The following is a 24,210-nucleotide window of genomic DNA, read 5'->3' on the forward strand; positions in this document are numbered from 1 at the left end:
GCTAATTTTCCATCAGGAGTTAGCACCATGCCCACAATTGTACCTTTCGGCGATCCGAAGGCACAGAAGAAGTGGTCCGGCCAGTTGATGGTCGCCACCATCCAGCAGTCCTACTGGGATCGCCGCTTCATCGGCGAATCCGATGAGAACTGCATCCAGAAGCTCACCGACCTTGAAAGCGCCGCCGGTGACAAGATCACTTACGATCTGTCCGTCCAGCTGCGCAACAAGCCGACCTACGGCGACAACCGCATGGACGGCTCGGAAGAGGCGCTGAAGTTCTTCACCGACGAAGTGAACATCGACCAGATGCGTAAGCCGGTTTCGGCTGGCGGGAAGATGTCGCAGAAGCGCACCGCGCACAATCTGCGCATGATCGGCAAGAAGCGCCTCGCCGATTACTGGTCTGCCTTCATGGATCAGATGCTGTTCATCTACCTGTCGGGTGCGCGCGGCATCAACCAGAACTTCATCGAAGACACGGCTTGGACCGGCCACGCGGCCAATCCCATTCAGGCGCCGTCGAGCGACCACATCCTTTATGGTGGCGATGCCACCAGCAAGGCGACGATCGACAGCTCGGACAAGATGTCCCGCAACCTGGTTGAACGTGCCGCCGTCGCCGCGACCATGATGGCCGCCACCGATCCGCGCAACGCCCGCCTGCTGCCGCTGAATATCAACGGCGAAAAGCATTACGTCTGCATCATGTCGACCTTCCAGGAACATGACCTGCGCACGTCCGATACCGCCGGCTGGCTGGAAATCCAGAAGGCGGCAGCAGCGGCCGAAGGCAAGGCGAACCCGATCTTCAAGGGCGGGCTGGGCATGATCAACAACGTCGTGCTCCACAGCCATGAAGACGCGATCCGCTTCAGCGACTACGGCGCAAGCTCCAACGCTCCGGCGGCCCGCGCGCTGTTCCTCGGCCGTCAGGCTGGCGTCATCGCATTCGGCGCCGTTGGCGGCTTCCGCTTCCAGTGGACCGAAGAAACCAAGGACCATGGCAACGAGCACGTCATTGCCGGCGGTCTGATGGTCGGCGCCAAGAAGGCCCGGTTCAACAACCGTGACTTCGGCGTCATGGCCCTCGACACCTACGCCAAGGATCCGAACGCGGCTTAATCGCCGCGCTCGCCCTCGATCCAATCGGAGAACCTGGCAATGACCATCTTTCAGAGCAAATACGCAATCGGGCAGCTTGCCACGCCCTATCCGGGCTACGCTGGCGCCGTCATTGGCAAGCGCTACACCTATGCTCTCGCTTCCGCCCCGAGCGTCGGCGACATCATTGAGCTTGCCCCCATCCCGCCGGAATGCCGCATCCTCGACCTGATCCTGACGGCCACCGACATGGACACGGGCGGCTCCCCCGCCATTGTCTTCGACATCGGCGTCATGAGCGGCGAATGGATGGATGAATCGCAGTCCCGCACCTGCGGCGCTGAATTCTTCTCGGGTTCCACGCTTGCCCAGGCTGGCGGCATGGCCCGCCCTACCCTGCGCGGTGCGTTCGAAGTGGCGCCCTCCGGCGTCTATCGTTCGATCGGCATCAAGATCACCACCGCCGCGGCAACGTTCGCGGCCGGCACGTTCGGTCTGACGGCGCTCTTCGCCACCGACTGACGCGCCCCCGCAAGCAGTGATGTTTCAACAAGGGGGCGTTTTCATGCGCCCCTTTTTCCTATGAGAGGTTCAACATGCCGCTGATCGAATGCAAGCTCGGCCCCACGACGCAGCACGTCGCAGGCACACCCTACACCTTCGAATATGACGAGCACCGCCGCGCCGTGGCTGAGGTTCACAACCTCGTACATGTCCAGTGCTTCCTCTCGGTAGAGCACTATCAGGAAGCCCCCGCAACGCCGGCACCAGCGCCCGTGTCTCCCGACGACATCACCGAACTGCCGTGGTTGCCACGCGCCGGCCTGATTCTTGGCCTTGGCGAAGATGCCGCCGCTTCTGAAGGGGAAGAGGATGGCGAAGGTGCTGGATCACTGGATGAACCCGCGCCGGCCGATGAGCCCGCCCCCGCAACACCGGCACCGGCCGCCAAGCCTGCGCGCAAGCCGCGGAGCAAAAAGGCCTCCTGATGCTTTCCGCAAAGACCATCATCGATCGCGCCGGCACGTTGCTTCTCGACGAAGACTACGTTCGTTGGACCGTGCCGGAACTGGCGGGATGGATTGAGGAAGGCATTTCCACCATTGTCCTCGTCAAGCCGTCGGCATCGAGCGGCGCGCTGCAGCTGGATCTCGTATCCGGCACGCGCCAATCCCTGCCCGATGACGAGCATGTCCTTCTACTGCTCGACGTCATTCGCAATGTGGACCGGACAACCGGCGCTCCAGGGCGCGCGGTAAAGCCTGTGTCCCGTGACAGCCTCGACGCAACGCAACCGGACTGGCACGACGGCACGAAGGTGCCATTCAAGCCGGGCGTGCGCCATTTCATCTATGACGAGGCAATCCCTCGCCTCTTTTACGTCTACCCCGGCAACGATGGCACCGGATCTGTCGAGGCGAACGTTTCGATCTTGCCGCCTGCCATTTCGACGCTGATCGCTGACGGCGCCAACGTCGCGCTTCCTGCCACGTGGAATGTGGATGTTGGCATCGGCGAGGAATACCAGTCCGCCCTGCTCGACTACGTCATGTACCGCGCCTTCAGCAAGGAAGAGCCATCCGCCGCACCTGGTCGCGCGGTCGGGTTCTACCAGTCGTTTGCCACAGCGCTTGGCATCAAGACGCAGGTCGATACCGCGCAGGCGCCCCGCGCCAACAGGAGCAAGTAACCAATGGTGGACATGGTCGACATCGACGACTTTCTTCCAGAGGTGCTGCAGTATGCGCCCGGCGTGTCCGATCCGGTCGCCTTTCGCCATATCATCGCCGTGGCGCGCGAACTGTGCGAGCGCTGCAAGATCTGGCGCGAGACGGTGACAATTACCATCACCGCACCAAGTGGGCAGGGCCTGTCTGTCATCGACAATGCCGAAATCGACACGATCGAGCATGCGACCATCGACGGGAACCCGCTTGAACCTGTCACCGTGCCTTGGCTCGATGCAAAATACCCCACATGGCAGACATCGACCGATGAGGGCGTGGCCAAGTACATCACGCAGACGGAAGAAGACACCATGGCGGTCTATCCCCGTCAGTTTGCTGACGTGTCCGTCCGCCTCATCCTGAAGCCTGCGCGAAACGTCACCGAACTGCCTGCCCTGCTGCTGCGGTCATATGCCGAGGAAATCGGTCGCGGCGCGGCGGCACGCCTTCTTGCGCTCCCCACGGATGCTGCGAACCCGCAACTGGCGCTCGATCATCGGGCTTGGTTCCAAGCCCGGCTTGGCGAGCTTTCCGTCAAAGTCACACGCGGGCAGCAAAACGCGCCGTTGCGCACAAAAATGAGGGACTTCTGATGGCCGTCAAGCTCGCGAACAACGCCACCAGCACACTGGCCGCACCGATCACCAGCTCGGATACCGTTGTTACCGTCCAGGCCGGCGATGCCGCCACGTTTCCGGCATTGGGAGCTGGCGAGTGGTTCCCGCTGGCTGTTGTCGATAGCTCGCTCAACCGAGAAATCATGAAAGTCACGGCAGTCAGTGGCGCCAGCCTCACTGTCACCCGCGCACAAGAAGGCACCGTCGCGCTTGCTTTTGCTGCGGGCTCCAAATGCGAGTTGCGGGCAACCGCGATAGTTTTTTCATCTCTGACCACGGACATCGCAGGGAAAGCGGCGCTTGTCCATACGCACGCAGAAGGCGATGTGACCGGTCTTACCAGCGCTCTTGCTGGGAAAGAAGTCAAAGGCACCTATGCGTCCAAGTCGGGGAACTACACGGCGCTGCTCGGCGATAGAAACGCTATATTGCGCTTCTCGGCGGGGGCCACATTGAGCTTGACGGAGGCGGCGACTCTCGGCGCGGGGTGGCACGCCGTGGTCATTGCCGATGGAGGGGCTGTGACGATCGATCCGAATGGATCGGAGACGATCAATGGTGCTGCTTCTATCTCTCTGCCTAATGGGTACAGCACGTCTATCGTCTGCGATGGGACGGGGTTCGTCGCGGCAAAAGACTACGGCACTATCGTTGCGGCTTTGGCAGGAAAGCTTGCCAAGGATGGCGACACGATGTCCGGCAACCTCAGAATTTTAAAGACGACGCCGGTACTCACGCTTGAGCAAGCCGGTCTTGTGGCATGGACGGTTCAAGCCGGAATTGACACACGATTGCGCATTCTTATCGCTGGAGCGTCCACAGAGCAGTTCTACATTGATGCCAATGGCGATATCGGGACATCATTGCTTGGCAGCCTAGCGACGGCACTCGCCGCCAAGCTTTCAACATCTGCGCTCATGAGCACAATTGCTGGGCAGGGGCTTGCTGCGCAGGGGACGCCAATTTTTGCGCGCAATACTGCCGGGGCAACCGCACCCGGCGCTCTCGTTGCTGGCACCAGCCTGGTTTACGCCAGCAGCGCGAACCAAGGGGCGGCAGTGAATACCGGAACTTGGCGTTGCTGCGGCACAACAGGCGGCGCAAGTGAAGCAACTTTGTGGGTAAGGACGTGACGATGACGATCGATGTCGCAGCAATCCAGTATCTAAACGCAGCATGGGCGCACGCCGACAACAGCGCGATTTATGTCGAGATCCTGATGGAAGCCTCCGTTAACCCGGCCTGGGCTTATCTTGAGGGGCTTTGGGTGCCTTTTGGCGCAAGCCCTGATGACCCGGAGGAATATGGCCGGCTGCTTTTTGCTCGCCTTGTCGCAGAGGGCAACGTTGCCCCTTACACGCCCCCGGAGCCTACGCCATGAACCGCGCTGCATTTTATTTGGCGTGTGAGGGCTGACATGGCGGTCATCAAGGTTGCCGCATTTGCCGGTGAAAAGCCGCAAATCACCTCCCGGCTTTTGCCCGAGACGGCGGCCAAGACCGCTTCGAATGTGCGTCTGAACGATGGCGCGTTGACGCCGACGCGCCAAGCGCTCGACGTCGGTGGAGACGCGGCAAGCCTTGCGACCAAAACAATCTATCTGCATGCCGGGACATGGCTGTCATGGACAACTGAAGTTTGGGCAGCACCGGGCCCGGTTGCGCAGGACCGGCTCTATTACACCGGCGACGGCGCACCAAAAATGCGGGCTTCTGGCACTGTCTACCCCCTTGCCCTACCCCGTCCTTCCGTTGCATTGACCGCTACCCCGTCAGGATCTGGCTCGGGCGACGTCCAAAGCCGCACCTATGCCTATACTTATGTGACCAGTTTTGGCGAAGAATCCGCGCCGTCGCCGGTTTCCGGAATCATCAACTGGCAACCGGGCCAGACTGTCACCCTTTCCGGGTTCGCATTGCCGGCGTCTGGCCGCGGCGTCACGCTCCAGCGCATCTACCGATCGCAGACTGGTTCCGGCGGCACTTACCTCTACCTGATCGCCGAGCGTGCAGTTGCCAACACGAACTATGTGGACACCATTGCCGTCGATGCGTTTCAGGAAGCGCTGCCGAGCGCCGACTGGAACGAACCGCCGGACGGGCTGCAAGGGCTGATATCGATGCCGAATGGCATGATGGCCGCCTTCAGCGGACGCCGCGTGTATTTCTGTGAGCCCTATCGCCCGCACGCATGGCCCGAGAAGTATGTCATGACCGTCGCGAGCGACATCGTCGGCCTCGGCGCCATCGGATCGAGCCTCGTCGTGATGACGAAAGGCAACCCTCACCTGATGAGCGGATCAAGCCCTGACACGATGCAGGCAGTGAAGCTGGAGGCGACATATCCGTGCATCAATTCGCGCGGCATTGTCGATCTCGGTTTTGCTATCGTCTACCCGTCCGAGCTTGGCCTGGTTGCGGTGCGCGGCGATGGCTCAATCGGCATTGCATCGGAAGAGCTTTTCGGTCGCGATGAATGGCTGGCGCTCTCGCCGCAGACCGCCATCGCCGGCCGCCACATGGATCGCTACGTTCTTTTCTACGACACCGTGTTTCAAGACGGCCCCAGACTTTCCGGCGCGCTTCTGATCAACATCAATGCAGCGCAGTTTCTCGTCAGATCGGCGGAGACGGCAAGTGCCGTGCATATCCCGGCGGATGGCTCGGCGCTATATTTCACGCGGCCGGACGACGTCACCATTCGCCGCTTTGACGCGCCCGACGCCACGCCCGAAACCTATTACTGGCGGTCTAAGGAATTCTGGTTCACCGTGCCGCAGAATTTCGGCGCTGTGCTGGTCGATCTTGGTAATGGCGTCAGCATCCAATCGGAAGCCGCGATCGAGGCGGAGCGTGATGCGATCATTGCCGCGAATGAGGCGATCATCCTGGGCGACACGGGGGGCGCACTTGGGGGCGCCGCGCTGAATGTCTATCCCGTCAACGGCGATGCCCTGCTGGGCTTCCCGATCTATGACGAGGTGACCGTCAACATCTATGCGGACAAGGTGCTGTTCCACACGCTCACCAACATCAACCAGGTGCGCCGCCTTCCGTCGAACAAAAAGGCGCGCGTGTGGGAATTTGACGTCAGCGCCAACATTCAGGTCACGCAGGTGATCATGGCCGGCACCATGGACGAGTTGAGGAGCGCGCAATGATCACAACACGGTATGAAGAACAGTCGCTGAAGGAGAAGATCGAGACGCTGGACGGGTCTCGGTCGAATGATCGACAGCGCGCCGCAGTGCGCATCACGGATCTGTCCGAGCTTATGCGCCTGGCAACGGTCCGTTCTTCTGAAGTCACATCGGCACCGACGGCAGCGGAATACAATAAGCTGCGTGCCGACGTGCTGGAAATCAACAACCGGCTGCAAGCGGTCATCCTTGACCTGCAGGAACGCCTGCGTTGAAGTCCGTCATCTACCAGCCGGTAGACACCATGCTCGCGTGGGCATCAGAGCGATGCTCTGGAGTTTTGTTCCGGCAGGATGCGCGCGCAATTGGCATGATCGACGACGATGGCATTTCTGCCGTGGTGGTTTTTGACACCTTTTCCCCGGGTGATTGCTGCATCAGCGTGGCGTCTGACGGCTCGCGCCGCTGGCTCACGCGCGAGTTCCTTGTCCATGTCTTTGCCTATCCCTTCCTGCAACTGGGACAACGCCGGCTGACTGCACTCATTTCCGATCAGAACGCAGACAGCGTGCGCTTTTGCACGTCTTGCGGCTTTTCGCGCGAGGGCACGCTGCGCCGTGGCGACGTGAACGGCGACGATCTTCATATCTATGGCCTGCTGCGCGAGGAATGCCGTTTCCTGCCTGCCAGCATGGCTGGAAACGCGGCCCCCGCTGCGCTATAGTCTGCCCGTCGCGCAGGACGTGCGGCCTCTCCTTCTCATGAGGCCACACAATGGGTAAAAGCAGCACCTCCGCACCAGCTCCTGATCCGCAGATCGGCGAAGCCGCATTGAAGCAGGCTCAGACCGGTGAGGCTTGGCTTGGGTTTGCCAAGGATGCATTCGCCGTATCGCAGGAGCGCCAAAAAGAACTTGACGCCCTCACGACGAAGGTGACCGAGCAACAGCTTGGCCTCGCGACCGATCAGGCGACATGGTCAAAAGAGGATCGCGCTCGCTACAACAGCGTCTATAAGCCGATCGAGGATCAATACATCGCCGAGGCGACCAACTATGCCTCCGACGAGAAACAGGCCGAGGCCGCGGCAGGCGCCCGCGCCGACGTGCAAACCGCTGCGGCCAACGCCCGCTCGGCCACCGAACGCCAGGCGGCGTCCATGGGCATCGATCCAACGTCCGGCCGGTTTGCCGGCGTGCAGGCCACCACCGACATGAACGCCACACTGGCCGAGGCTGGGGCTGCAAATGGCGCGCGTCAGGCAGTGCGCGACAAGGGTTTGGCGCTGAAGGCCGACGTGGCGAACATGGGGCGTGGTTATGCGTCCAGCGCCGGCAGCGCTGCAGGCAGCAGCGTCGGCGCGAGCGCAACCGCATTGTCCGGAGCGCAGGCCACCAACGGCCAGTCGCTTGCGGCAAACAACATCATGGGCGCAGGCTACCAGGGCGCGATGCAGGGCTATGGCGGTCAGGCATCCACACTGAACCAGCAGTTCGGCATCCAGTCGAACAACTGGCAGGCGCAGCAGAACATGGCCGGGCAGAGCGCTGCCGGCTTTGGTTCGTTCCTTGGTGGCGTCGTCGGTCTCCTATCCGACGAGGAACTGAAAGAGGACATTCAAGACATCCCTGAAGGCGAAGGTATCGACGCCATGCGCAAGATGCCTGTCAGCGAGTGGAGCTACAAGGAAGGCGTGGCGGATGGCGGCCGGCATGTCGGCACCATGGCGCAGGATTTCCAGCGCGCCACTGGAAAGGGCGATGGCCACTCTATCCCCATCGTCGACGCGATCGGCGTGACCATGAAGGCGGTGCAGGATCTCGACCAGAAGGTGGAGAAGCTGGCCGGCATGATCGGCCTTGGCGACCACGAGAAGGCGGAAACCGCACAGGAAGAGGCGGTTGAGGACGATGAAATGTCCGAAGAAGAGGATGCGGTGGCCCCGCCGCCCATGCCAGCCAAGCGCCGTGCCAAGCGCAACACGCCGATGATCGGTATCAATTTCGAGAAGGAAGCCGCGTAATGTTGTTGGGTATTGGCCTTGGCGCTGCGATGGAAGGCTACCAGCGCACGAAGAAAATGCAGCAGGATAAGGCCATCCAAGACCAGCAGCTGGCACGTCAGAAGGCGGCCGACGAGCGCGCCAAGGTCGTGCAGGGGCGCGAAGACACCGAATACAACCGTCAGATCGGCCAGCGCAACGAAATCGACCAGATCAACGCCGACGCGAAGAAGACGTTCGATCAGCGTGTTGCGGCAGGGCAGGAAAAGGCGGACAACTTTGACGGCTTCTGGACTGGCTATGCCTTGCCCAAGCTCAAGAACACGTACCTGACGCAGGGCAACCCCGAGATGGCCGACAAGGTGCAGAAATGGGGCGACAGTCAGGACGCGCGCGCCGGCGCCAAGTTGTTCATGAGCGCAGTCAGCAAGGCGCAGACCGGTGACGCGGCCGGTGCATTGTCGGATGCCATGGCCGCCGGCAAGCTGAAGGGCTATCTCAGTCACAACATGGAAATCCTCGGGCAGGACACCATCCTTGATCCGGATGGCAATCTGCAAGGCTATCGCCTGAAGATCAAAGGACAGGACGGCAAGGAGGTCAATCAGGACGTCCCTCTTGCCCAAGTGCCAAAGCTCATCGCCACATACCTCAATCCCGAAGCGGCATGGCAGAGCCAGATCGACGCGCAGAACAACGCCGCTAAGACCGGCAATGAGCTGAAAACCTACGAGGCAAAGAAGGCTATCGATAAGCGCTACGACAACTCAGGCGACAAGGATCGCGGATCCGCGATCACGTTGCTTCGTAAGCGCATGGATGGCGGCATTACCGGCCGCGACCAGAAGTTCGACGACTTGCCGCCCGAAGAAAAGGAAAAGATGATCGCCGAAGAGGTCGCGCTGCAGAAAGGCTCGATTGGCCTTGGCGATGCGGCACCAACGGCAGGTGCAGCCCCTGCCGCAGCGCCGGCCGATCGCAAGGTGGTTGTCGACAAGGCAACCGGCAAGCCCGTGCAGGCGAGCCCGCCAGCCGCAGCGCCGCAGGCAACACAGCGGGCAGCGCCGCAGGATCAGTCGGGAAGCCGCGAATCCGCAATCACGCTTGCGGTTCAAGATGCTGAAGCGGCGATGCAGGACGGCGTTCCAATCTCGCGCATCGTCGAGCGGCTTCGCATGGATGGCATTCCTGAAGAGGTCTGGCCGCAATCCGTGCGCCGCGGCTTTGCTGCCGCCCAGGAACGCGCAATCGGTCTGGCTCAGTAGCAGATATTACCGGTGCAGGTACGGCTGAATGGCCGCCCTTCCTTGTCCGTTCCCGTCGTCATCGTCGTATTTCCGAACTGGTGCGTCTGCATCGACCAGTTACTTCCGGTGCGCGCGTTCATGCCCTGCGTATAGCTGCTCGTGCCCAGGCGCTGGGTGTTGTAGCTATTGCCGCTTTGCAGGTCATAGCAGGTCTGGAACGTGTCGGTTCCAACGCAATTGGCAAACGCGGGCAGTGCGCTGGCGGCCAGCATGGCAGCAGCCATTCTCACAATCTTTGGCATTTGGTCTCCACAGACACGCCCGTCGTCATGTCGGGCGTGTCGTGAGCCTATCAGTCATAGATCCGTTCTGACAAGGCGCCGCGCAACCGCTCGCCCAGCAGTTCGTTGCGAATGAGCGTTCCCTGCTCATCGCGGTTCGCTGAATTCTTCATCCGCGTCTTGACCGAGCGCTTCAGCGTGTCCGGCTTAATCGGCACCGCCTGGTGCAGCGGAATATCGTTCCACTTGTCGATTGCCTTCATTGCCTTGTCGATCTCAGCGTCTTCGTCCTCGATGACGGACATTGCCCACTTCGTGACCAGGCGCTGGCGCTCACGCATGATGCGGGTTTCCGCGTTCTTCAGCGCCGTGTTGCGGTCCCACGTCTCGGCCACAGACGCCGGCGTAAACCCAAGCGCCTGCGCGACGATGCCATGAACCCCGATCTGATCGGCCGTCATGACGGTGGTGCCGTCAAACGACGTCAGCCCCTCGCTCGCGTAGCGGTAGGACTTCATCAGATCGCGAACAACTTTCGGAGCCGCCGTCTCGATGCCGCGCGCTACCTCGCCATCCATTACAAGGTTGAAGCCGTTATAGAGGTTTTCACCAAGGCCGACGGTGGCGCCGAGCGATTGCGAAAGCCAGTACTGATACTCGTCCTTGCCCTGCAGTTCGCGGTTGGGCGAGCGGAACCACAGATCCGGCATGCCGATGCGCGTCGTGAGGTCGATGCCGAGATAATGGCCGGGCACGCCATTGAGCACCACCCCGCCAAGCTCGGGACCAAGGATGTTGACCATGTCGGTGCGGAACGCCTGCTCAAAGCCCAGCGGGTCATCATCCTCGTCGCCGAAGATCAGCCCCGCAACCATCATGGCCAGATTGAAGCCGGCAACACCCGACACGCCGGCAAACAGCGCCTGCATTCCGACGACGCCGGCCAGCTGGTACCGGGCTTCCTTGCGGGCCGCCGGCGTCTCGCCTTTCAACGACTGGTGAATGTCGCGGAACAGGCGATAGAGCATGTTGACGTTGTAGTTTCGGAACACGAGCGCGACCTTGGCAAGATCGTTCTGCATGATCGCCGGGCGCGACGAATTGGAATAGTCGAAATGCGTTTTCCACGTCAGGTCATGGGCCGTATCGATCGCGGCCAGATGGTCCTGCCCGGATCCGCGGGCCATTCGATAGGCGGCGAGCGCCGTGACCTCACGGTTCCAGACCTCGGCACGGTGGAACGCCCAGGAGATCACGCCCATGACACGGGCGCGCAGCGGGCTATAATTGACGCCAGTGTCACCGACGCCGGCCAACTCATGGCTTTGCGTGCGGTCAATCAGGCCGCTGTCATAGAATGCCTGGATTGCGTCCTTCTCCTCGCGGGAGAGGTTTGCATTCGTGATGCTGCCCCTGCCCTTGACGCTGTCCATCGACGCCTTCATCAGCGCTTGCCCTGCCTTCTTCATCCCGCCGAACCGGCCGGCGAGGATCGGCATGCCCATCATAACGGTCTGCGTCATGTTGAGCGCGGCCGAGGCAGGCGATGCGGCGAGGAACCACACGAAGGCGGCGCTCGTGAGCACCTGCGCGGCTTTGCCGCCCGTTGGGTTCATCACCCAGTCGTGGCGCTTGGCAAGCTCATTCGACAACGTCATGCCGCGCGTCGGGTCATCTGCTTCGCGTGCCTGATCGCGGGCCTGTTGCACCAGCTCCTGCAATTCGAGGCCATACTTGACCTTCGCCATCTGGTGGGCAGCATGGAACATGTGTGACGAGAACACGCGCAGCGCATCCCGGTTGAAGCCGGCAGTACCCTTGCGGTGGATGAAACGCTTGCGGGTCGAAAGATCCGGCATGGTTTCGAGATACCGCTGCCAGATCATGTCCATGACTTCGCTATCGACGCCGGCACCGCCAAGGATCGTCTCGATTTCGGCCACCATGCGCGGGTCCATGGAGTTGCGAAGGTCTGCCCCCTCCTCCATCACACCCTTTTCGACCGTGCCGCCCGGATACTCGCGGCCGATCTCAGAAGCGAAGCGGTCACGATCAGCGGCCTTCTCGAACTTCGAGAACGTCAGCACTGAACCATCGATGTCACGCACGGTGACGAAGTACCGACCGAACCGGCCGAGCGGGAAGTATGGCGCCGGCACGCGGCTGCTTTCGAATGCAATCCGCAGCTTCGTCATCCGGGCCTTGGCTGCCCATGACGATTTGGTGGTCTCTGCCTGGTAGGCGCTCTTGGCGTCTTCTTCCGCCTTGCGGCGCTGGTCCATGGCAAGGCCCGCGTCGCGGATCTGCTCGAGCGTTTTCTTGTACCGGCGCTCTGCCTGCTCGCGTGCGATCTCCTGCGCCTTGCGCACGTTGTCCAGCAGGATCTCATCCAGTTCGGCGGCCTGCGCGCTGTAGGCGTCACGGACCTTATTATAAAGCTCGCGGCCGGCGGGTGGCAGGGCGAGATAGCGCTGGCGAAGGGCGGCATAATGGCCCTTGGCTTTCTCCTCATCTTCCGTGCTCGACGGATCGACACCAAAGATGGTGCTGTCGTGCATCAGATCCGAGAGGGCCTGCGCCTTTGCCTTGTCGCGCGAGGCAAAGCCCAGGCGCGTGAACTTCAGCCACTGTCCGGCGATCTCGTCGGCATCGGCATGCTTCTGACCACGGAAGGCGTCCATAAGCCGCTTCACGCGCAGATATTCGCCGACGGCCACCATGTTTGGCCGAGCCAGTTCGATGAAGTAATTGAGGGGGATTGCCTTGAGGACTGCCGGCGTGATGTCCGTCAGCCGGCCGCTCAGTTCGCGGGTAATCCGTTCCCGATTGACCGTTCTGCCCCTTTCAGGCGAATAGTCTCGCGCGCCTGCTTCAGCAAGTCCGCCCGATTTGGAATTCGCGCCGACATCGCCTCGATCTGCGACAGCCATTCCTTCCATTTCTGCAATGTGTCGAAGGGGCTTGGCGGATCGATAAACCCCGGCATCAGCAATTTTTGCTGTTGTGTCATTGAAAATAGCCCTCTCAAGGCTCTTTGCAGCCTTATCCAATTGCGCATCCATGCCGGGAACGCTAGCAAAATCATATGGCTGATTGCTGAAATAAGCAATGAGGCCAGCGCGCTTGGCAACTTCTTGAATCGCGGCGTCATGCGCATCCTGCGCCACATCCATACCGATGCTGCCATCCCGCACCTGACGCTGCAGGAAATTGAAGACGGCATCGCTTGCGACCATCGCGGATCTGGTCATGTCGGCCTGTGCCTGTAGCTGCCGGTTGGCATCGCTTGCGAAGGTTGAGCGCCAATCCTTGACGCGCTGCGTGGGCTCAAAGCGGGTGTTCTGCCCGCCTGATCCGATGGCCCAAACCGCGTGAACTCCAGGCAGCGCCGCGTTGCCGATATCCGGCGCGCTCAATGGCTTGTTGCCCGGGTGATTGTGGAACAGCACGATCTGCCTATCCGGGTTGCTCATGGCCGAGGCGAGCTTATTGCTCATCCCCGTCATGTTCGGCTTTCCGGCGGTGCCATACTCGATCACGGCGCCGTCGTCGTCGATTGCCACCAGATGTTCGTTACCCGATTTAAGGCCCGGCTCCGAGACGACACGGAACGCCCACTGCATCAGGCCTTCATCGGCATTTCGTGTCGGAACCGGCATCGAGCGCAGATCCTGTGACGAAGTCACCACCGGATCCGGCCGCTTGTCGGCCTTGGCCGGCAGAACGTCGGCATCAGCCGGCGCGGCGACTGGCGCGGTGCCAGTCTTCTTCGGCTTCAGGGCATCGAGCAATGCACGGTGCTTGGTTGCCGTCTCTTCCAGTTCGGCCGCGTTCGGCCAAGGGCCGATTTGCTTTTCGATCAAGGGGATCTGCTCTTGCACATCCGCTGCCCGCGCCTCGTCGCTGGCTGGCAACTTTGTCAGCCTGCGCACCTGGTTGGTAATCGACATGGCAAGGCCGGTCGGGTCTTGCTGGCCGACGTCCTCGATCGTCAGATGGTAAGAGCGCGCGCCTTTGATTTCGACGTCGAACTTCGCTTCGTACATGTGATCCATGCGGATCGTGAAATCGCCGTACTTGCCGACGGTTTCCGCGCCGCCCATGCCATCGACAATGCCCTTGCGCATCCGGGCCAGCAGTGCGGCACCGAACTCTTTCGGCTTCTCGAAGGTCTCGCCATCGACGATGGCCTTGAACGGCTGGTCGGCCAGCTTTTCGGCGTTGGCCGCATCGGTGCGCTCGCCGGGCAGGCGAGCGTTGATGGCCTCGATCTCCTCGCGTGCTTGGCGGATCTTGTCGCGGATGCGGTGCTGATTGCGGTTATGCTCCGATGCTTGGCCTTCCAGCGTCCGCAGTTTGCGCCGTGTCTCCATCTCTTCCAGGATGAGCGGGTTACCGGATGCCGCGGCCTTCATCTCGGCGGCATTGGCCGCTTCGCCGGCAATGTCCTCGATCTGGCGCGTTTTCACATCGCCCTTGCGCACCTGCCCGATGAACCGGGCCTTTGCCTCGATGCCCTGCCACTGACGCGCATCGAGCGTGTTCTTCGTGGCATAGCGCAAGATCTCGACCTCAAAGCCGTTCGGATCTTCCGAATACAGGTCGTTGCCCTGCCGGATGATGCGCCCGTCGCGCTGCTCAAGGTCAGATGGCCGCCACGGCGCATCAAGGTGGTGCAGCGCCACAAGGCGGTTCTGCACGTTGGTGCCGGCGCCCATCTTGGCGGTGCTGCCGAACAGGAAGCGAGTCCGGCCCGAGCGAACTTTGCCGAAAAGCTCTTCCTTCTGGATTTCCGTGTTGGCGTCGTGAATGAACGCGATCTCATCGGCCGGCACACCACGGTCGATCAGCTTTTGCCGCAGATCGTCATAGACCGAGAATTTCGATGTAAGAGCAAGGAACTCGTCGGGGCTCATGGCATCGAGCTTTTCCTGCGCTGCCTCGTCGCCCTCCTCGGCCTTGCGCATCAGGTCACGCAGTTCGCTTTCCTGCTTTGCCTTGGCTTTTTTGGGCGTGGACAGGTCGATGAATACCAGCTGCGCGCCGCGCTTGTCGCTCCATTTGTCGTAGATGCGCTTCATTTCGTCGGCCGCACGATTGACCTTGGAGCCTTCATTGTCGGCATAGGAGGGATCGATCAGGCGCATGTCGAGCGCGGCCTTGCGGGCGTCCGACATCACCTTCAGCATGTTGTCGGCGCCCTTCTCTGCTTTCTTCGGCAGGTTCTCGGCGCGATATACCAACGACCCTTCCGGGAATCGCATTTCACCGTTGGCATCCATTCGGCCTTCACCGATAAATGCCGCCTGGTCCTGCGAACGCTCGACGGTGATGTTGTTGGGCTTGCCGCCCATGACCTTCGGCAACGGCAACGTCTCGCCCTGCGCGGCAAGCTGCGCCTTGATGTCGTCGTTAGAGATGACGTCGGCAAAACCGAGATACATCTTCATCAGTTCGGGGATGTTCACGAACTTGGCGAAGCGCGTGTTGAGCTTGTACTGGCCGCTCGGGCTCAGTTCCCAGTCGGTGACAGCTTCACCGAACACACGTGCCCATGCGTCGAAGTGCGACAGGCCCAAGTTCCCGAGGCGCTTATTGTCGAGGTAGCGCTGCACCGTGTACATTTCCGCCATCGTGTTCGACAGCGGAGTGCCAGTTGCCACAACGATGTTGCCGCCGGTTCGATCGAGAACGTTCTGGATCTTGATGAACATGTCGGTGGCTTTTTTGCTGCCAGACGGGTTCCCAAGGCCGGCGACACGCTGCATGCCGGTGACAAACGGCAGGTTCTTGAACTCGTGGAACTCGTCGACATAGAGCGCATCGACGCCGAGATCATCGAAATACAGCCCGTCATCCTTGCGGCCGGCGTCGAGGAGCCCCTTGATCTTGCTTTCAAGGTTCTGCCGCTGCTTCGCCAGCTGCGCCACGTTGCGCGACTTCTCGCCCGTTTCCCGGCGCATGTCTGTAATGGACTGCTCAAGGTCGCCGATCTGCTGCTGGATGAACGCGGCTTCGGTCTCAGGCGTGACGCCAATCAGGCCGAACTGCGAGTGAGCGACGATCACCACATCCCAGTCACCGGTCGCCACGCGGGCGAACAGGCGCTTACGGTTCTGCTTCTCGAAGTCGCGTTTGGTCGGGGCCAGCACCTTGGCGCCCGGGTAGAGCTTCTGGAAATCTGCTGCCCACTGCCCGACAAGATGGTTCGGGACGGTGAGCACTGGCTTCTTCGCCTGCCCGGTGCGGCGCTTTTCCATGATGGATGCGATCAGGGCGAATGTTTTGCCTGCACCGACGGTATGGTCTGCCAGCGCAACAGATGACTGAAGCGTGCGCCAGACGAAGGATTTCTGGTGGGGGCGCAGCGTGACAATGTCGTCTCCGACTTTACCCGGCAACGACAGGTGCGCGCCGTCATAAACGCGGATGACGTCTGTGTTGAACGTATCGTTGTAGAGCCGGGCCAGTTCGACGCGGCGTGCATCGTCCTGCCAAAGCCAGCGGTTCCACTCTTCCTTGACGCGCGAAACCTTCTCGTTGGCGGCTTCCGTTGCCGGCTGGTCGATCACGTCTTTGCCTTCGGCATCCTTCGTGTAGACCTGCGCCGACTTGCCGTTGATCGCAGCGTTGACGATCTGGCTCACCGATGCGCGTCCGGTAGCCCACATTGCATCAGATGCCGGCGTCGAGCGCGGCACGTCCAGCACCCAAATGCCGTTGCCCTTGGAGTAAACTGCGCGTGCGCCTTTGCTCCCCGTGATGTGCTCGATGAAGTCTCCAACGTGCTTCGGTGGCACCCAGGGCGAACCCGCCTTCACATCGATGTCGATTGCCTCGATATCTTCCGGCTGCACATCCCGCAGGGCCGCGACGTTGCGGCGGAATGTCGGGTCAGAGACGGCGGCACGCTCGGCCTCGGCCAGCTTCTGCTTCACGTTGCCGGACAGGTAGGCGTCGGCCGTTTCATAGGTGCCGCCCGGCGTCTGATAGAGAAGCGAACCCAGTTCATCGACGATGGCGTCGGCCGGCTTGCCGTACAGCCGCGACATTTCATCCAGATCGACGCGGCCACGGTCATTGAGCACCTGCGCCAGCGCATCCTTTGCCGATGCGGCAGACGTTGGGCGCTGGTAAGGCTGTTGCGTGCGCTTGGTGAAGATCGGGGCCTTGTCGGCCTTCGGCGGCCGGGCCGTCTCGCCCGTGTTCTTGGCGACTTCGGCGGAAATGCCCTTGTCGTAATTGTTTTCCAGCGCCGAAATCTGCGGCCACGTCGGATCGTCGCGGAACAGGCGCTTGTTGGCGTCGTGGTTGATCGGCCCGTTCTTGCCAACGAAGGCGTCATACGCCTTGTTCAGCCGCTCGCGCAGGTTCTCGATCTGCTTATCGGTCGCTGTGTCGCTGATCTGCGCACGACGAAGGCGCGAGAATGCATCACGGACGCGCACCATGCCTTCGACACGTTCTTTAGCCTTGTCGCTGGCGAACGTCACCGGCTTTGACTGGGGCGTGCCCAGGCTATCCGCGATGCGCTCATGGACCGTGCCATCCGACGACAAGAACATCGAGCCAACGGATGCCGCCTCGACGCCATCGACGACGGTTTCGGTCGGGCGCATCTCCACGCCCGGCTCCGGCATCACATCCTTGGGCAACGTCGCGATTGCAGCGCGCAGGTCGGCCGGCAGATCCTGCCCCTCGCGCGCGACAAGCGCCGGTTCATCCGGGCCGTACATCGTGCCATAGGCGCCGAAATCGCCGAGCATCATACCGGGGTTGGCTATGAAGTAGCGATTGAGCGGAACCGTCTTGCCGTCTTTGCCGCGGTAATCGGCCACGTCCACCCACGCGCGGTCGCCGGCGCCGTCCTCGGCGGTGCGCTTGCGCAGGATGACGATATCCGTGGTCACTTCGGTGCCGGCGTTCTTCAGAAACGCATTGTTGGGCAACCGGATCGCGCCGACGAGGTCCGCCTGATTGGCAATCATCGTGCGGGCGGCGGCATTGTTGCCGTCAAGGAAGCGGTTTGTCACCACCATTGCCAGCACGCCGCCGGGGCGCAGCGCCTCAACAGCCTTGGCAAAGAAGAAATTGTGGATCGAAAGCTTGTTGAGGTGGCGACGGTTCTTGTCGTACAGCCGCTCGGAGCCGAACGGCGGGTTACCAATGACCAGGTCGAAATAGTCGTTTGGCACCACAAGCGTCTCGAATCCCATCGGCGCCTGAATATTGGCCGCGGGGTAAAGGTTCTTGGCGATGCCGCCCGTGATGTGGTCAAGCTCGACGCCGGTGACATGCGATCCTGCTTTCGCGCCTGCAGGCATCATGCCGATGAAGTTGCCGGCGCCGACTGACGGTTCAAGCACCTGCCCGCCCTTGAAGCCAAGCTGCTGCGCGACGTTCCAGACGGCACCGACGATCTCGGGCGAGGTGTAATGCGCGTTGCGTGTCGAGGATTCGGCCGCACGGTATTCTTCCGGCGTCAGCAATGCCTTCAACTCGGCGGCCTGCTTCTCCCAGCCCTTGTTCGCTGATCCGTCATCACGGAAGAACGCGGCACGAAGGCCGCCCCAGCCTACCCACTTCGCAAGCACCGCCTGCTCTTCGCGGGTGGCCGGCCTGTTCTCATCGGCCAGCGTGCGCAAAACCTTGATGGCTGCGACGTTGCCAGCAAACTTGGCCTTCGATCCGCCTTGGCCGATCTGGTCGCTATCCGTGATGGCATAATCGGCCGGCAGGCTTTGCGCGGGCGTGGCGGCGCTCTCGACGCCCTTGAGGGCATCAACCGACGACTTCGGAACTACTCGGCGCCCATCGTCCGTTGACCGGCCCGCATCGCGTCCATCATTGCCGCGCTGATCGATGTCGGGCTCTGCGGCTGCGTTCCTTCCGGTGGCGGGAACAGATACTCCTCCCGCGTCATCTGCCACGCTTCGTCCGGACTGAACCCGCTCTGTTCGAGCGCGTCCGTCTCCCGAAACGTCATCTCGGCCGCCTGCTGCAGGGCGCTCTCCAGCTGCCCGGCTTCCTTCAGCGCCTGGTACCGCGTCGGCTGGAATTCCTTCCAGTGTTGGCGCGCCTGGCTGATCCAGTTTTGCAGGTTCATCTGCGGTCTCCTTTCCGATCGCGTTGACGTCGGCACTGTCCACCTCGGCCGCGCTCGACATTCCGTCGAAGCCTGTAGCGCGAGGATCATATTTCACACCCATATACCACGATTTCAGGTATGGGCGCGCTACCTCGCCGAGGTCGCCGATCATCGCGGAGGCGTAGGCGGCAAACGTGCGAGCGCCCTTCTCGATGTGGTAGCCGGCAAGCGTGATGCCGGCCTGCATAATCTCGGGATCGATACCGCTATTCAGCTGATTGAGCTTTGAGCGCAGCAACGCGCGGGCCTTATCGGCCGCGCTTTCGGTGAAGATCTTGTTCTCGCTGACGGCCGGCGCTGCCTTTGGTGCCGAGGCCGCCTTCACCGCCGGTTGCTTCTCCGGTACCGGGTTTGCCTTCTCCCATGCGGACAGTTCGCGATCTGTGGGTATGGACGAATGTGTGCGCTCGCGATCAAGAGAACCGTCCTTCTTGACCTCGGCAACCGTCACGGTCCATTCGGTCCCGTTGCGGTTAAAGCTGATCACGCGGTCTTTGCCACCGCCATAAGCATCGACGTCTCGGCCTGGCTGGAAATAATTCGCGTAGCGGTCCACGCGCTGCGCTTGCGTCAGCGGTTTGGGACGTGGTGCGGCGGCCGGCTTCGCGACAGACACTGGTGCCCGGGCGGGCTTCTCCACCGCCGGCTTTGCAGCCGCAGTCGGTCGAGCCGTCTCCGCCTCGTAGATCTGCATCGCCGATCGATAAACCTCATCCGCCTGCGAAGCGCGGATCTTGAGACCGGCGCCATCGCGCGCACCGATGTAGCCCATCAGATACGGCTCGATCGGGTCCGTCGTTCCGCCGTTTGGTGCGGGCTTGGTTGGCGGCTTGCCTTCCTTCTGATCCAGCCAGCCGGCGATCATCTGATAGGCGACCGAGCTTTCGCGGTGCGGGTCCATCGGTTTGATTTCGGCGCGGAACTTGCGGAATGCCGGCGTGGTCCAAACGGCTTTGACTTCCTCGTCAGTGACCTGACGCATGCGAGCCTTGTCCTGATCCGGAACGCCGGCGCTGCGTTCGCTGAATCGCTTTGCCGTGTTGCCGGTATCAAGCCATTGCTTGAATTCGCCCAGCGTTGTTTCCGTCACCGGGCCGAGTTTCCAACCGTCGCTGTAGTTGTCGAGATAGCCCTGTTCTGCCTCGGCTCGCGTGTTGAAGCCGAGCATCACCTTGTGCTCATCCCATTTGCCATCGGGGCCGACCTGGTCGACCACGAAAACCGGCGCGGCATCCGTCAGCGTCTCTGTGCCTGGCTTCACGAACACGTCGATGTGGTCTTTGTCGCGGCCCACAGTGCCCTTGATGTAGCCATAATGGCTCTTCATCCGCACCGACCACGCCTTTCCGCCCTTATCGACGCCCTTACGATCGGAACCCGCCGGGTTCTCGATCGAGATATCGAGCCCGCCGATGCGTGCATGGCCGAGCTTGTAGTTTCCGGCTTCCTTCTGCGCCTGCGTCGGTTCTGGCCGTTCGTTCTTCGGCGAAGTCGCGGCTTCCGTTGCGGCCATGTCAATCGGCGCTGTCTGCGTGGCGGTGCCGGGTTCAACGTTTGCATCTGCCACAGGCGCTGCACTGGCCGAATCCTCCTGCACCGCACCGCCATTGCGGGCGGCCTCGATCTTGGCGCGGATCGCGGGCGTGAACGTGCCCCACATTGCGTTTTCGCTGCGCTTGACGCCTGCCTCTTCCAAAATACGCTTGCGATCCGGCGCGGTCAGTTCGGCATCCCACCACATTTCGTTGCCGACAGTGTTCGTCGTATCGGCATCGGCCTTGGACCGCTCTAGCTGCCACTGCTTCAGCCGGCGCTCGTTCACCGGTGCGATGCGCTGCGGCAGATCGGAACCGGCCGTCTTTGCCGCACGCTGCGCGCGGTACCGGTAATCATCGGCCATGCTTCCGAGCGCCTGCGGCGTCACCTTGAAGGCATCAGCGAGCGCCTTCAGTTCGGGGTTATCGACGTTCGCCAGATCCAGCTGCGATGCGCCGAGCGTGTTCTTGGAGATCGAGCGGCTAAGACCGAGATCGAAAAGCCGTGCATGGTTCTCATCGGGCATGACAAGCGTCTTGCCCATAACCTTGCGCATGGTCGGGCCGGCAACAGCGGCCTTCTCTTCCGTCCGGTCCACCGGCGGCACGCGCTGCGCGTCTTCGGCCGCCACCTGCTTTGGCGTCTGCTTATTGACCTTCAGGCTTTCGAGCGGCACCTGGTACGACTTGCCGTCATCCGTGCGCACGACGGCGTCCGTGCCGTCCCACGTCTCGACCGTAGCAGCAAACCGGCCGGCCTTCTCGTCGTTGACGATGATGCGCTGGCCCGGCGGTGGTGCGCTGGGGAAGCGCATGTTGGCTTCCATGTCCTGCGATGCCGGCGCCAGCCCCTCATTGGTCACCGTCGCGGCAATCGGTGCTGCCGGCTCCAACGCCGGATCGGTCGAAAATTCGGGCAGGCTATCGCCAATCGGGATCGGCCCGGTTTCCGGCGGGTTATCGGCCGCAATCTTCTCCGGCGAATCCGCAATCTTTGACAGGTTGGCGAGCGGGATCTGGTAGACCTCGCCAGTGCCGCTATCGACGATGACAGCCTCGTCACCCTCGTAACTGTCCACGCGGCCCATGAACGGCTGAATGCCGTCCGCATCCACGCGCACGGTTGCGCCGACTTCCGGAGCGCCATCCGGCATAGTGGCGGCGGCCGGCGTTGCCACCGGTGCGGCTGCTGCGGTGCGTGCCGCCTGCTGCTCTGCCGCATGCTGCGTGGCTCGGCCAATCGGTCCGCTTGCCGTTGTCTCGACCGTGGGCGCGGCTGCAGCGCCTGCATCTGCCGGCATGGCCTCGCCTTCGGCCTTCGGCCTGGCTGCACCGCCCACGCCGCCGAGTGTGCCGCCCATGACGCCACCACCGGCCAGACCAGACGCGACCGCCTCGCCGACGCCTTCGGTAATCTGCTGATCCGGGGCCACGCGCTGCACGCCGGCATTCTCGGCCATCGTCTGCAGCGCGCTCTGCGGTGCTTCTTCCAGCACGCCCTCGCCGATCATGCCGCGCGCGGCACCTGCCATCACGCGCTTTGCCACGTTGCCGCCGACGCCCTCGGCGAGGATCTTTGCCAGCGCACGGTCGCCCATGCCGCCGAACATGCCGGTGGCAACGCCTGCCATGAGGAACGACTGCGTTGCGGCATCCTCGGTCACTGCCTTGATTGCCTGCTCTTGGCTCATCCCGCCATCGACGAGTGCCTTGACGGCATCGCTTCCCGCCAGCTGGTCCGGCGCAATCTGCCCGATCCGGTCGCGCACGTTCTTTGCCGCGTCTGCACCGCCAAGGATGCCTTCCGAGATCGCGCCGGCGACTGTGGCCGTGCGCGCAGCAATCGCTGCTGCCCTCACTTGCGATCCGGTTGCCGCCATGGTGCGCAGATATGCGCCGCGCGCGAGAATGCCGCCGGGCAGCATTGTCACCAGTGTGCTTGGCGCACTTTCGCCCACCACGCGCAGATAGCTGCGAGGATCGCGCCACGCCGGGCCAAACCGCTTGTTGTCGGCGTCCCACCAGTTTTTGGCGTCTGCATCCTGCTGTGCTTGCGTCACCGACGCATTGGCCTGCGTCTGGCTCTGCGCCATGCGCTGATCCAGCGTCTTGCCCATGGCCCAACGGTCGATATCGTCGGATGCCTGCAGGAACGTCTCGCCGCCTGGCAGTTTGCGGAACACGGTGTCCGCAAGCGAAGACAGGGACTGCCCAAGACTGATGGTGCCGGACTTGAGGATGCGGCCGGTATCGCCCAGCACGCCGCCGGAACGGTTCTGCTCTTCCCATTTCTGCTGCCAGTCGCCCAACTGCGATTCAGCGATCGTCTCGTATCGGCCCGGATCTTTCGCCTCGAGCGCTTCGACACGCTGGCCGGCCTCCGCATTGTGCTGCTCATTGAGCGCATTGATGCGGTTGGTCTCGGACTGCGTTGCTGCGGCCTCTGCATCGGCCTCGATCTGCGCGCGCCGCTGCTTTGCCATGTCGTCGAACGGATTTCCGCCGGCCAATAGCCCCATTGGGTCCGATGCCTTGAAATTCTCGTCGACCACGATCGAGTTGCCAGACGCGCTGGCCGAGACGGGTTCGAGCGGCGCACGTTCAACGCGGCCACCGCCAATTTCGCGACCGGGCCGGAATCCCTCGACGCGCTCCATTGCATCCAGTGCCGCTTCGCGCTGCGCTGGCGTCAAGCTTGAAATCGGCGTGTCGGTCGTAACGCCTGCAGCACGCGCAACGGCGCTGGCATACGCATCCGTGTCGTTTTCGCTCGGGGGCGCATAACGGGAGATCGCTCCATGAATCGTCTTGTCGCGATAGTTCTTGCCCTCGAATAGCAGCGCGGCCTTTGCCGCACGCCCTGCCTCGTAGCTGGGGAACACGGCGAACCGTCCGTCGGTGCCGATCGCGCCGAGGCTCTTCGCAAAGCTGCCATACTCGATGTTGCCGGGGTTGTTATTGCGCCATGCCCTGGTGCCGGTGCGGCGCACCACATTTCCGTCTGCATCGACGACGTCCGTCCAGCCCTTGCCGGCGGCGGCCACCTCCTCAAACTGCGGCGTGAACACCTCTTTGCGCTCCGGCTTGGGCGCATATGTGCCATCGCGCAGCACGGCTGCGAACGGATCATCGCCCTCATCGCCGAGGCCCGGCATTTCCGCAATGCGGCTGGTCTTTTCCGCGCGCGGTGCCTTCGTTACATACGGGTCGCGATAGCTGTTTTCGGGCTTGGTTGCAGGTGCATCAGCCTTCGTCGCTGGCGCTGCCTCAACCGGCTTCTCGGCCGCTGCCGTTGGCTTCCCGCCATAGATGTTGAGCGGGTCATTCCAGTCCGAGCCATCAAGGCCGAGGATAACAGGCATAGGTGTGGCTCCGGTTGATTTGGAGCCGCACGTCCTGCGCGACAGGTGC

The 24,210-nt window shown here is 62.1% G+C and carries 14 protein-coding genes; 12 read left to right on the forward strand and 2 right to left on the reverse strand.

Translation table 11 applies throughout. The features are described from left to right. Positions 1 to 27: 27 nt before the first annotated feature. The 12 genes from AC4CWH_RS07875 (at position 28) to AC4CWH_RS07930 (ending at position 9,853) form a co-directional block, all read left to right on the forward strand. A complete protein-coding gene (locus AC4CWH_RS07875; protein ID WP_491321096.1) occupies positions 28 to 1,125 on the forward strand; it encodes a N4-gp56 family major capsid protein in 1,098 nt (365 codons plus the stop codon). A 39-nt stretch (positions 1,126 to 1,164) separates the two neighbouring features. After that, positions 1,165 to 1,626, forward strand: a complete 462-nt coding sequence (locus tag AC4CWH_RS07880) for a hypothetical protein (RefSeq protein WP_491321097.1) — start codon at positions 1,165 to 1,167, stop codon at positions 1,624 to 1,626. 74 nt (positions 1,627 to 1,700) lie between these two features. Beyond that, positions 1,701 to 2,093: a hypothetical protein gene (locus AC4CWH_RS07885; RefSeq protein WP_491321098.1), complete on the forward strand. Its 393-nt coding sequence runs from the start codon at positions 1,701 to 1,703 to the stop codon at positions 2,091 to 2,093. Continuing rightward, positions 2,093 to 2,794 carry a phage adaptor protein gene (locus AC4CWH_RS07890; protein ID WP_491321099.1) on the forward strand — a complete coding sequence of 234 codons (702 nt, stop codon included), beginning with the start codon at positions 2,093 to 2,095 and terminating at the stop codon, positions 2,792 to 2,794. Before AC4CWH_RS07885 ends, AC4CWH_RS07890 begins: the two co-directional genes overlap by 1 nt. Positions 2,795 to 2,797: 3 nt before the next feature. Beyond that, positions 2,798 to 3,424: a hypothetical protein gene (locus AC4CWH_RS07895; protein ID WP_491321100.1), complete on the forward strand. Its 627-nt coding sequence runs from the start codon at positions 2,798 to 2,800 to the stop codon at positions 3,422 to 3,424. Next, positions 3,424 to 4,581 (forward strand): hypothetical protein, encoded by a 1,158-nt coding sequence (locus AC4CWH_RS07900; RefSeq protein ID WP_491321101.1) that lies wholly within the window; start codon positions 3,424 to 3,426, stop codon positions 4,579 to 4,581. The genes AC4CWH_RS07895 and AC4CWH_RS07900 overlap by 1 nt, the downstream gene beginning before the upstream one ends. 2 nt (positions 4,582 to 4,583) lie before the next feature. After that, positions 4,584 to 4,829 (forward strand): hypothetical protein, encoded by a 246-nt coding sequence (locus AC4CWH_RS07905; RefSeq protein ID WP_491321102.1) that lies wholly within the window; start codon positions 4,584 to 4,586, stop codon positions 4,827 to 4,829. Positions 4,830 to 4,865: 36 nt separating this feature from the next. Continuing rightward, a complete protein-coding gene (locus tag AC4CWH_RS07910) occupies positions 4,866 to 6,608 on the forward strand; it encodes a hypothetical protein (RefSeq protein ID WP_491321103.1) in 1,743 nt (580 codons plus the stop codon). Further along, the gene (locus AC4CWH_RS07915) at positions 6,605 to 6,862 is read left to right on the forward strand and encodes a hypothetical protein (RefSeq protein ID WP_491321104.1); all 258 of its coding nucleotides are present in this window, start codon (positions 6,605 to 6,607) and stop codon (positions 6,860 to 6,862) included. The genes AC4CWH_RS07910 and AC4CWH_RS07915 overlap by 4 nt, the downstream gene beginning before the upstream one ends. Positions 6,863 to 6,957: 95 nt before the next feature. After that, on the forward strand, positions 6,958 to 7,311 hold the full coding sequence (locus AC4CWH_RS07920) for a GNAT family N-acetyltransferase (protein ID WP_491321105.1): 354 nt from the start codon (positions 6,958 to 6,960) through the stop codon (positions 7,309 to 7,311). A 50-nt stretch (positions 7,312 to 7,361) separates the two neighbouring features. Continuing rightward, positions 7,362 to 8,609 (forward strand): tail fiber domain-containing protein, encoded by a 1,248-nt coding sequence (locus AC4CWH_RS07925; protein ID WP_491321106.1) that lies wholly within the window; start codon positions 7,362 to 7,364, stop codon positions 8,607 to 8,609. Next, complete coding sequence (locus tag AC4CWH_RS07930; RefSeq protein ID WP_491321107.1) at positions 8,609 to 9,853, forward strand: hypothetical protein; 1,245 nt, start codon at positions 8,609 to 8,611, stop codon at positions 9,851 to 9,853. The genes AC4CWH_RS07925 and AC4CWH_RS07930 overlap by 1 nt, the downstream gene beginning before the upstream one ends. Here the strand turns inward: AC4CWH_RS07930 and AC4CWH_RS07935 are convergent. Both AC4CWH_RS07935 and AC4CWH_RS07940 read right to left on the reverse strand, forming a co-directional pair. Further along, a complete protein-coding gene (locus tag AC4CWH_RS07935; RefSeq protein WP_491321108.1) occupies positions 9,847 to 10,137 on the reverse strand; it encodes a hypothetical protein in 291 nt (96 codons plus the stop codon). The genes AC4CWH_RS07930 and AC4CWH_RS07935 overlap by 7 nt on opposite strands. Before the next feature lie 50 nt (positions 10,138 to 10,187). Next, positions 10,188 to 24,161, reverse strand: coding sequence for a PLxRFG domain-containing protein (locus AC4CWH_RS07940; protein ID WP_491321109.1), 13,974 nt, complete (start codon positions 24,159 to 24,161; stop codon positions 10,188 to 10,190). Positions 24,162 to 24,210 lie beyond the last annotated feature (49 nt).

Source organism: Neorhizobium sp. PAMB6716, from assembly GCF_058242805.1.

What these genes read in the sequence shown, in the direction of transcription:
- AC4CWH_RS07875 (WP_491321096.1), top strand. Translation starts at nt 28, where the DNA reads ATGCCCACAATTGTACCTTTCGGCGATCCGAAGGCACAGAAGAAGTGG.
- AC4CWH_RS07880 (WP_491321097.1), top strand. Translation starts at nt 1,165, where the DNA reads ATGACCATCTTTCAGAGCAAATACGCAATCGGGCAGCTTGCCACGCCC.
- AC4CWH_RS07885 (WP_491321098.1), top strand. Translation starts at nt 1,701, where the DNA reads ATGCCGCTGATCGAATGCAAGCTCGGCCCCACGACGCAGCACGTCGCA.
- AC4CWH_RS07890 (WP_491321099.1), top strand. Translation starts at nt 2,093, where the DNA reads ATGCTTTCCGCAAAGACCATCATCGATCGCGCCGGCACGTTGCTTCTC.
- AC4CWH_RS07895 (WP_491321100.1), top strand. Translation starts at nt 2,798, where the DNA reads ATGGTGGACATGGTCGACATCGACGACTTTCTTCCAGAGGTGCTGCAG.
- AC4CWH_RS07900 (WP_491321101.1), top strand. Translation starts at nt 3,424, where the DNA reads ATGGCCGTCAAGCTCGCGAACAACGCCACCAGCACACTGGCCGCACCG.
- AC4CWH_RS07905 (WP_491321102.1), top strand. Translation starts at nt 4,584, where the DNA reads ATGACGATCGATGTCGCAGCAATCCAGTATCTAAACGCAGCATGGGCG.
- AC4CWH_RS07910 (WP_491321103.1), top strand. Translation starts at nt 4,866, where the DNA reads ATGGCGGTCATCAAGGTTGCCGCATTTGCCGGTGAAAAGCCGCAAATC.
- AC4CWH_RS07915 (WP_491321104.1), top strand. Translation starts at nt 6,605, where the DNA reads ATGATCACAACACGGTATGAAGAACAGTCGCTGAAGGAGAAGATCGAG.
- AC4CWH_RS07920 (WP_491321105.1), top strand. Translation starts at nt 6,958, where the DNA reads ATGATCGACGACGATGGCATTTCTGCCGTGGTGGTTTTTGACACCTTT.
- AC4CWH_RS07925 (WP_491321106.1), top strand. Translation starts at nt 7,362, where the DNA reads ATGGGTAAAAGCAGCACCTCCGCACCAGCTCCTGATCCGCAGATCGGC.
- AC4CWH_RS07930 (WP_491321107.1), top strand. Translation starts at nt 8,609, where the DNA reads ATGTTGTTGGGTATTGGCCTTGGCGCTGCGATGGAAGGCTACCAGCGC.
- AC4CWH_RS07935 (WP_491321108.1), bottom strand. Translation starts at nt 10,137, where the DNA reads ATGCCAAAGATTGTGAGAATGGCTGCTGCCATGCTGGCCGCCAGCGCA.
- AC4CWH_RS07940 (WP_491321109.1), bottom strand. Translation starts at nt 24,161, where the DNA reads ATGCCTGTTATCCTCGGCCTTGATGGCTCGGACTGGAATGACCCGCTC.